Below are 6288 nucleotides of genomic sequence, written 5' to 3' on the forward strand. Positions count from 1 at the left end.
AAATATTTCCAGTATAATAATAGATCTAAGGGACAACCCAGGTGGACTTTTGGGAGAAGTAGTCAATATACTAAATCTATTCATCCCAGAAGGACCCATAGTCCATATAAAATATAGAGAAGACGTGGAACAAACCTATTACTCAAAACTGAAGAAACCTAAATATAAGCTAGTAGTCCTAGTAAATGAAAACTCAGCTTCTGCTTCAGAAATATTCGCAGGAGCAGTCCAAGACACAAAAGTTGGGACAATCCTAGGGGTTCCCACCTATGGCAAAGGAACGGTCCAACAGATAATTCCTTTAGTCAAAGGTGACGGCATGAAACTAACCATAGCAGAATACCAAACACCAAATAGAAGAAACATACACAACAAGGGAATCCAACCAGATATAATGGTAAAGAATAAAGATGGAGATACAGATAAACAACTACAAAAAGCAATAGAAATTCTATCAGAAATATAAATTTGTAACACAATTGTAATAGTAATCCACCCTTTTCTAGTGTATAATGATAACAGGTCGAGAGAAAGTTCTCTCGCCAATATTACAATTAGATTACATTAGCATTTAACCTGTTGACCAGATAACATGTTAATGCTATAATACTTTATAGACTGCAAATAATACATACATTTGCAACTATAAAGACAAAATTTTAATAAATTTAAAGGAGGTCTTTGAAAAATGAAGAGAAAGCTATCACTACTATTAGCAGTAGTAATGATTCTAGGAACATTCTCATTTGCATTTGCAGATGATGACTTTGATGTACCAGCATTCCTAGAAAAAGAAGGCATTCTTAAAGGTAACACTAAAGGCGATCTAATGTTAGATGAGCCACTTTTAAGAAAAGACGCAGTAGTATTATTGGCTAGACTATTAAAAGCTGAAGATGAGGCAGAAGCTTTTGAAAAAGAAGGTCTACCAACATTTAACGACCTAGCAGGAAATCCATATTACAATGCATTCTTAGGCTGGGCAGAAGACAATGGTTACTTTACAGGTAAACCAGACGGAAGTTTTGGATATGAAGACAACTTAGAAGCTGTAGAATATGCACTTGTTCTATTAAGAGCTTTAGGCTATGTAAACGAAGACAAAGCTGATGAATGGGAAAAAGCATGGGACACAGCTAAAGAATTAGGCTTATTAGAAGATGTAAAAGCTGAAAGAAGAGAAGAAATCCTAAGAAAAGAAGTTGCTCAAATGACATATAACGCTCTTGGCGTTACTATGAAAGACAGCGACAAAACATTAGCTGAATTCTTAGGAATTACATTGCCAGAACCAGGTGAATTAAAAGCTACAGTTAAAGATACTGAAAACTTAAAAGAAGTTGTAGTTGAGCTAACAAACGCTAAATTAGCAGACAAAGATAAATTAGCAGACAAAGATAACTACAGAATAGACAAATACAACGTTGAAAAAGTAACAGTTGATGGAAACAATGTAATATTACTGTTAGACAAAGCTTTAGTTAAAGGAAGAGAATATGAATTATCAATAAGAAACATAGATAAAGCTATCAATAGCAAATATAAATTCAAAGCTTATGACAATGCAAGTCCAAGGGTTGAAGATGTAGAAGTTCTTGGTGAATATGGTATCAAATTAATTACTTCAGAGCCAGTAAAATTCCCAAGAGAAAGAAACTTTTTAATCGATGGCAAAAATGTTGCAATGGAAGTAGAACAATATGGTAGAGAAATAATCTTAACACCATATCATGGCAAAGCTTTTTCAGATGATGCTAAAACATTAACTGTAAAAGAATTAGAAGACTTTGCAGGATACAAAGCAGCATTAGAAGACTTTGACATAGAAATAGTTAAAGACAATGTAGCACCAGAAGTAGTAGATGTAGTAGTTAAAGGTAATATAGTAGAAGTTACATTTGACAAAGATATATATGAAAATTCAGTAAAAGGATATCAAAACAGAAGAGATGTAGGAAATGTTTACTATAGATCTGGAAGACATGATATATACACAATACAAGCAGATGATGTTGATTATGGTAGAAAAATAGATACAAACAAGGCTCAATATATATTTAAAGATGTTCTACCAAGAAGAACAGAAGTAACTATAGAAGGGGTACAAAACCACTCTAAAGTTGAAATGGAAAAAGTAACAATAGAAGCTAGAGAAGTAAAAGATGATATAGAACCAGAAATAATCGATACAAGTATTGTTCGTGATGTAAAAGATGGCGAAGGAAAATCCTCAGCTACAATAACATTAGAATTTGACAAACCAGTTACAGGATTCTTTAATAAAGATGGAAGCTTTGATGTAGACAAACACTTTACTCTATATGAAAGAGAAGTATTAAAGGGAAATATTTCTGTATTAGGTAAAGTTGTATCAGCTAAATATGATACAGAAGATGGTAAAGAATTGCATGATGTAATTGTTGTTGAATTAGAAGGCTTAACATTAAACAACAAAGATAAAGATTTTGATTACATCCTAGAAATAGTTAACTTTGAGGACTATTCTAGAAATAGAATGTATAGAGATTATTATGAATTTGATATTAAAAAAGCTGCAGTATTTAAAGCAGATGATACTATAAGAATATCTGGAAACAAAGACGAGACAGAAATATCTATTTATTTCAACAGACCAGTAGATAGAGTTAGAGCAGAAGACGAAACAAACTATCTATTTAGAAAGAGCGCAACTGGTAAACCAAGTGATATTAGTGATTTAGATGGTCAAATCATCGTTGAAAGAGACGGTAAAACTGTAACATTAGTATTGCCAGAATTTGAAGATGCAGGATATAAATATTTAGAAGTATTAGCAGCTATAAGAGATAAAGATGGTGTTAAATTAGCAGATAGTGTAATCTATAATTTAGAAACTGGCAAAATGGTTGAAAAAGAGGTAGTAGTAGACCCTGAAAAAGATCCAGCTATAACTTATATTAATAATACAACAGCTATTAAAGAAGATACTGTTACAGTTAATAAAGGTGTTGCAGTTGGACCTATAAAAGCAAAAATTAAAGGTTATAATGGTAAGCAATTAGTAGTAGAAACATATAAAGATGGTGCTTTTGTTGGAACTACTACTGAACCTATAGCATCAGATGACTTTACTGGAACTGCTACAACCAACGTAACAATAACTAACACTGCAAGTGCTAAATATGAAATAGTAGTAAAAGTATTAGATGGTACTAAAGTAGTAGAAACAAGCACTCTAAAAGTTAATGTACTAGACACTGTTTCTACAGCTACAGTTAAATTTGGTGCAACTAGTTTAACAGCTGGATCAACAACAGTATTACCATATGGTACAAAAGTATCTGAATTAACATTCCCAGCGAATGAAGAAGATACAATTGCAACACCAGATATAACAATAGTACCAGATGGAACTAATGCTAAATTCACAGCAGAATTAAATGGTAGTGTATTAACAGTAGCAGTAACAGCTGAGAATGGTGATAAAGTAACATATAGCTATATCTTAGACGTACAAAAAGTAGGAACAGTATCAGGAACTTCAGCAACAGCAGCAACTAAAACAATAGTAGTAGATGTAAAAGATAATACATCATCAACTAATGCAATAGTAGGCTTAAAGGCTGCAGATTTCACAATTACTTCAGGTCCTGTTGCAACAGCTACAGAAAATGTATTAACAATAAATACAGTTACAGAAAATCCTAATGGAACTTACACTATAGTGGTTAATGAAGCTTTTACAGCGACTACAGATGGTGTTATAGTTACAGTAGATGGAGTGTCAACAGGTATAATAACAGCAAACTAATAAGCTCCGCAAAGGTACCGGGTACCACCCGACTTTTGTCGAAACTTGCACAGAAGGGCCTCACAGGTAGAAATACTTGTGAGGTTCTTTTTTTATTGCAAAGAAAAAGGACTATGCTATATTTAGCATAATCCTTTAAAATGGTATTTCAAAATTGTCCTCGGCTGCTTCAGCTTCATTTAACTCAATTAAATTTTTGGCATCTTCCCAGCTCTTTAGTAAACCCTCTTCAAAGTAATTAGTAGGCTGTCCACATTTTTCACAATACCTAGCATCACTATCATTTTTATGGTATTCAATTCTATCTGGATAACTTCCACTAGGATCGCTTATAGTTTCTCCAAGACAATAGTTATAAAGGCTAAGACCACATATTTTACAATACTCTGAATGGGTAAACATTACTTCATTTCCACATCTAGGACAAATTTCAACTCTCATTTCATCATCCATTTTAACTCCATCATCATAAATCATAATAATAGCACCCCACATTCGTTATAATAGTTTGTCCATATTCTTTAATACACTCCATAAGTAAATTTTGATGATTCAATATAATATCTGCAGACATAGCATTTGCTGCAAATACAATAAGAGAACCTTCATCTCTAATTGCTTTACTACCATCTAAAGCTGTATAAAGCTCTAAATCTCTTTTAAAATAATACACTGTAGCAATGATATAATTCCAGTATTGAGCAAGCTCAGGGGAGCAACCCTCCCCCTCGCAAAGGTACCGGGTACCACCCGACTTTTGTCGAAACTTGCTAACGAGATAAAGAAGGACCCCAAAGGAGAAATCCTAAACAGCTCAGTCGCCAGCTCCTTTGCTAGGGTACCAGGTACCTTCGCAGACTAAAGCGTAGACTGAACTAAAAAATTAAAGAACTTCAAGGATAGAAATATCTTTGGAGTTCTTTTTTTGTTTTACAGGCTCTTTGTCAATATTTGGGGTGGGATTTTCTTAAATCCCGCTCCATTACTATTTTTACCCTTATTTTTGTGTTATGATTGAGATGGATAGAATTACATGTATTTTGGGCACACTTAAATAAACCTAGCTAAAATGTAGGCTTCTTACAGGTATTCACTTTTAGAAGTTTAGCTTGTACAGTGAAGTATTCTATTACGAAATCTATAAAAGTTTTTAAGTCCAAAGGATATTCGTTTTAATACTTTGATTTTATTGTTGAAACCTTCAGTTGGACCATTAGTATAACCATATTTAAAGGCATTTTTAATTTCCTTATGCCATCTTCTATATGTAGCTGCACATTTTTCAAACTCTGGTATTCCAGAGCTTTCTGCATTTTGAATCCACTTAGCTAATTCCCTACATTGGTAGGAATATTTATCGCTTTGACAGATTTCATAAAACCATTCTTTAAGTTTATGGGCAATACGTAGGTCATCATTATATAAAAGCATTAAATCAACGGCTTCTTTATTCTCATCCTTAAGCTTATGATATCGCGTTAAAATTAGCTTTCTGCTCCGTTTATAGTATTTTCTAAGAGTAGCAGTCATAGATTTTTGTATGCGTTTCCTGACATTTTCAATAGCCCAAGTTACATGCCTAATAAAGTGGTATTTATCGATAACAATTATAGCATTAGGGAAAAATACTTTAGCTAAATCAACGTAAGGCTGCCACATGTCGCATACAAAGAACTTCACCTTATTCCTTTCCTTACGAGAAAATTGCCTAAAGTAGCTTACAAGATCACTTTGACACCTGTCAGGAATAATATCTAAAACCTTATTGTTTTCCCCATCAACAAGAATACACTGATACTTTCCAGTCTCTGCATTCCCCTTAAACTCATCAATACATAGAACCTTAGGTAGTGTAGGAGTACCATAATTAACATGATTAAAGATACGAATAACAGTAGAAACAGAGACGTTGGCCACTTTAGCTACAGAAGTTAGACTAGTTAGCTTGGTAAGCTCTTGGCAAATTGATGTTAGTATATAAGTATGGACACTAAATAAGGTTTTTTATATACTACTAAATGAGGAAGGAAGTGTCCATAAAATGTCTAAAAGAAAAACTTATACAGATGAATTCAAAATAATGATTGCAGAGTTAGTATTATCAGGAAAAACAGTTAGGGAAGTAGCAGACGAATATGGCCTAAGCCAAACAGCAATACGTAATTGGGTAAAGAAGAAAACACCGATAGATGTAAAGGGAGATACCACAAATCTTGAAGAAATTCTAAAAATCAAGAAGGAAAATGCAAGACTTAAGGAAGAAAATGATATATTAAAAAAAGCTATGGCCATATTCGCAACCAAATAAATCCTGATATTATATTTGAAATAATAAAAGCTAATTCTAAGGAACACAGCATAGATACTATGTGCAAGGTGCTAAAATATCCTAGAAGCACCTATTATGATAAGCATAAGGAAAAGCCTGGAAACAAGTGGAAAACTCTTAATAAGAAGCTTAGAGAAGATATTCTAACAATCTATAATAATAGTAACAA

At 33.1% G+C, this 6288-nt stretch carries 6 protein-coding genes; 3 read left to right on the top strand and 3 right to left on the bottom strand.

Going from position 1 to position 6288, the window contains the following annotated elements:
* Together CUL_RS0104010 and CUL_RS0104015 are read left to right on the top strand one after the other, a co-directional pair.
* The coding region (locus tag CUL_RS0104010; protein WP_236616428.1) for a S41 family peptidase at positions 1 to 466 on the top strand (466 nt) is incomplete at its 5' end.
* 222 nt (positions 467 to 688) lie between these two features.
* A complete protein-coding gene (locus CUL_RS0104015) occupies positions 689 to 3790 on the top strand; it encodes a hypothetical protein (RefSeq protein ID WP_025640571.1) in 3102 nt (1033 codons plus the stop codon).
* A gap of 135 nt (positions 3791 to 3925) precedes the next feature.
* Here the strand turns inward: CUL_RS0104015 and CUL_RS0104020 are convergent, their stop codons facing one another.
* The 3 genes from CUL_RS0104020 to CUL_RS16615 all read right to left on the bottom strand — a co-directional run bounded on the left by CUL_RS0104020 (position 3926) and on the right by CUL_RS16615 (position 5767).
* Positions 3926 to 4267, bottom strand: a complete 342-nt coding sequence (locus CUL_RS0104020) for a hypothetical protein (protein ID WP_025640572.1) — start codon at positions 4265 to 4267, stop codon at positions 3926 to 3928.
* Complete coding sequence (locus CUL_RS0104025) at positions 4257 to 4463, bottom strand: hypothetical protein (protein WP_025640573.1); 207 nt, start codon at positions 4461 to 4463, stop codon at positions 4257 to 4259. The genes CUL_RS0104020 and CUL_RS0104025 overlap by 11 nt, the downstream gene beginning before the upstream one ends.
* Positions 4464 to 4894: 431 nt before the next feature.
* Entirely contained in the window at positions 4895 to 5767 is an 873-nt protein-coding gene (locus tag CUL_RS16615; protein WP_201767858.1) for an ISL3 family transposase, read from the bottom strand.
* Positions 5768 to 5831: 64 nt separating this feature from the next.
* On the opposite strand from CUL_RS16615, the gene CUL_RS0104035 reads away from it, so the two are divergent.
* A complete protein-coding gene (locus tag CUL_RS0104035; RefSeq protein WP_025640467.1) occupies positions 5832 to 6098 on the top strand; it encodes a transposase in 267 nt (88 codons plus the stop codon).
* Positions 6099 to 6288: the final 190 nt, after the last annotated feature.

Source organism: [Clostridium] ultunense DSM 10521 (assembly GCF_000511955.1).
Taxonomy (GTDB): Bacteria; Bacillota; Clostridia; order Tissierellales; family Tepidimicrobiaceae; genus Schnuerera; species Schnuerera ultunensis.